This window comes from Teichococcus wenyumeiae (genome assembly GCF_003696345.1).
GTDB lineage: Bacteria > Pseudomonadota > Alphaproteobacteria > Acetobacterales > Acetobacteraceae > Pseudoroseomonas > Pseudoroseomonas wenyumeiae.
This window is the reverse complement of sequence record NZ_RFLX01000129.1, coordinates 1-1805: the sequence shown is the minus strand read 5'-3', so window position 1 is coordinate 1805 and position 1805 is coordinate 1. Positions and strand designations below refer to the sequence as shown.

Here is a 1805-nt window from a genome sequence, read left to right as displayed (position 1 = left end):
TGCCCCCCAACTTCTGGGGCTTGGGGGCCTTCACGGGCTTCCGGCGTGGGGCCGGTTGGCGCTTTTGCTTCTTCACAGGACCACCCCCTTCGCTCTCCCGCTGCATCCGGCGGCACGCCCGCCACACGCCCAGCCGCAGCCATCCTAGCCCCGGATTTGGCACTGGCCGATGCGGGTTCGGATGGCATCACGCCTGGGCCTCAGCATAGCCGGCGCGCATGATGCCTCTGGACGTCGCTACAGCCTGTCTCCCTTGCCGTAGGCCGGACGAACGAGACCCCTCGCCTCCATGTGGAGAGCGAGGGGTTGCGGGGGGGGGAATGGGGGATGAGGGATGGTGTTCAGGCGTTAGGTCTGTCCTTCAGGCCAGGGTGTTATCGGGGCGGCACCAGAGGTCCGGGGCCCATCGCAAAGGGCCGGTCGGGAACGGCAGCGCCTCAGCCGCGAGGTTCTTCGCCGCGCTTGGCCCGATCCCAAAGGTGGCTCCAACAACCGCACCCATCACGACCAGGATGACGTCGCCGAAGCCCGCGCCGCCGGAGATAGCATCCAGTTCCATATCCGACAGAGGAGCGGAGGCGCTGTTCAGATCGTTCATGGTCAGATCCCGTTTCAGAGGGTCGCGTACAGAGGCGGCAGGCTTCAGGCTCACACCAGGTGGGCCACTTCGCCCACAGCGGCACCGGCCGCGCCGCCCGCCACCGTCGCTGCGCCAAAGAGAGCGGCGCCTGCCGTATTGGCGATGATGCCCAGCCCGGCCGCCGCGACGGCTGGGGCACAGAAGACCGCCATGGCTCCCGCGCCGATGGCGCCACCCACAATCCCACCAATCGCCCACGCTGAGAAACAGGGCGCTGCCTCAAACGACAGCGCCCTTTCTTCGTGCGTGCGCCTGCATCATCCCGAAGCCGTGGGATTGAAGTTGGACAAATGGAGGATTCGCGCCCAGCCTCGGATCGAGGAGCACCGCCGCTATCACGGCCACCAAGGAGAACAAACCAAGATGGGCTGCGGACGGAACCGCCCACTCTGGAATTACGATCCAACGAGGCAGCGGGAGCCACATCCAATCTAGTGTCCTGATCGCGAAATTCCTATGATTATACGGGTGATCGTAGGAAGAGCCGCGATGGGCAAACCGGCGGTAACGATTGGGCTGAGTGAGGCCGAACGTCGGGAACTGGAATCCCTGGCTCGGGCTCACAAGACCGGACAGGCGATGGCGCGCCGGGCCCGCATTGTGTTGGCTGCCGCCTCGGGCCTGGAGAACAAGACGATTGGCGCTGAGGTCGGCGCGGACGCTAACACGGTGTCGAAGTGGCGGCGCCGCTTCGCCGTGCATCGCCTGGACGGGCTGCTCGATGAGCCCAGACCCGGCACGCCGCGCACGATCGGCGATGACGCGATCGCCGATACCATCCGGCTGACGCTGGAAACAACGCCGCCAGGTGCAACGCATTGGTCATTGCGCTCCATGGCGCGGGCCGTCGGGTATGCGCCATCGACCATCCATCGCATCTGGCGGGCCTTCGGGCTGCAGCCGCACCGGAGCGAGACCTTCAAGCTCTCCAATGACCCGCTCTTTGTCGAGAAGGTGCGCGACATCGTCGGGCTCTACCTGGCACCGCCGGACCGCGCGCTGGTGCTGTGCGTGGATGAGAAGTCCCAGATCCAGGCACTCGACCGCACCCAGCCGCTGTTGCCGCTGCGTCCAGGCCAGGTGGAGCGGCGCACGCATGACTATACCCGCCATGGCACCACTTCGCTGTTCGCGGCGCTGGACATCGCGACCGGGGCGGTGATCG

Annotated in this window: 3 protein-coding genes; 1 reads left to right on the top strand and 2 read right to left on the bottom strand. The window is 66.2% G+C overall.

Features of this window, described 5'->3' with window-relative positions; all coding sequences use genetic code 11:
- Positions 1 to 361: 361 nt before the first annotated feature.
- Positions 362 to 598 carry a hypothetical protein gene (locus tag EBE87_RS28165; protein WP_120640384.1) on the bottom strand — a complete coding sequence of 79 codons (237 nt, stop codon included), beginning with the start codon at positions 596 to 598 and terminating at the stop codon, positions 362 to 364.
- Between the two features lie 50 nt (positions 599 to 648).
- Positions 649 to 792, bottom strand: coding sequence for a hypothetical protein (locus tag EBE87_RS29290; RefSeq protein ID WP_158601022.1), 144 nt, complete (start codon positions 790 to 792; stop codon positions 649 to 651).
- A gap of 319 nt (positions 793 to 1111) precedes the next feature.
- Here EBE87_RS29290 and EBE87_RS28160 point away from each other — a divergent pair.
- Positions 1112 to 1805 (top strand): IS630 family transposase (locus EBE87_RS28160; protein WP_408887775.1); only part of this gene is annotated, 694 nt, incomplete at its 3' end.